1 protein-coding gene is annotated in these 1,355 nt (G+C 68.0%); it reads left to right on the top strand.

Annotated features, from left to right (window positions below):
- On the top strand, positions 1-921 hold a 921-nt coding region (locus LQV45_RS32920; protein ID WP_230011857.1), incomplete at its 5' end, for an NADP-dependent oxidoreductase.
- Between the last annotated feature and the right edge of the window lie 434 nt (positions 922-1,355).

Here is a 1,355-nt window from a genome sequence, read left to right as displayed (position 1 = left end):
GCGCTGCCCGAACTGCAGGACGGCCAGGTCCTGGTCCGCAACCTGTTCATCTCGGTGGACCCGTACATGCGCGGACGCATGAACGACGTCAAGTCCTACTCCGCGCCGTTTGCGCTGGATACCGCCCTCGACGGCGGCGCCGTCGGCGAAGTGATCGCGTCCCGGGCCGAAGGCCGCGCTGTGGGCGACACGGTGGTGCACGGCCTCGGCTGGCGCGAATACGCCGTCGTCGATGCCGCGGCCACGACGGTGGCGCGCACCGATCTGGCCCCCGCGTCAGCATTCCTCGGCGCCCTCGGCATGACCGGGCTGACCGCCTACGCGGGACTGCTGAAGGTCGCGGAATTCAAGCCCGGCGACGCCGTGTTCGTCTCCGGCGCCGCCGGCGCGGTCGGCTCGCTCGTCGGGCAGATCGCCAAGGCCATGGGCGCGTCCCGGGTGATCGGCAGCGCCGGCTCGCCGGAAAAGGTGGCACGCCTGCTCGAACTCGGCTTCGATGCCGCGTTCAACTACCACGACGGCCCCGTGGCGGAACAGCTCGCCGCGGCCGCGGGTGAGCGCGGGATCGACGTCTACTTCGACAACGTCGGCGGCGAGCACCTCGAAGCCGCGCTGTCCGCCCTCACGGTCGGTGGCCGGGTGGCCATGTGCGGGGCCATCGCCCAGTACAACGCGACCGAACCGACGCCGGCACCGCGGAACCTCATGCTGGCGATCGGCAAACAACTGACGCTCAAGGGCTTCCTGGTGGGCGGCTACTGGCAGCACATGGCCGAGTTCGTCGAGACCATGTCCGGCTGGCTGGCCGACGGAACGGTCCGTTACGACGAGACGGTGGTGGACGGGCTGGAGAACGCCCCGCAGGCCGTCATGGACCTGCTCGACGGCGCCAATACCGGCAAGATGCTCGTGCGGCTGTAGCCGGACACCCGGCAATCTCCGTGCCGCCACATACGCCTCCGGCGCCGGTTCCTGCGGGGACCGGCGCCGGAGGCGTCTGTGGTCGCGGCGGGCACCGGCTACCTCTCGGTAACAAGTTCTCAACAATCTGGGCATTCGCCGGGACGTGTGTTATCGGGACGTGGCGCAGGCCACTACAGTAGCTTGCATAAGTGCGCCTCGGCGCAGTGCTGCGAAATCCATCAGTGACAACAGAGATCAGCGGAACACCGCAGACAGACACTCATTGAACTTCCGTCGTAGCGCCTACTCTTTCTTCCTGGAGGAAAATTGAAGAACTCTCTGCGTGCCACCTTTAAGCGCGGATCAATGGCCGGCGTTGCCACCGCGGGCGCGGCTGCACTCCTGCTGACCGGCTGCGGAGCTGCCCCGGAGGCCAGCACCGCCACCAACAC

It is taken from the genome of Microbacterium sp. Bi128 (genome assembly GCF_918698205.1).
This window is presented reverse-complemented; position numbering and strand designations above follow the sequence as displayed.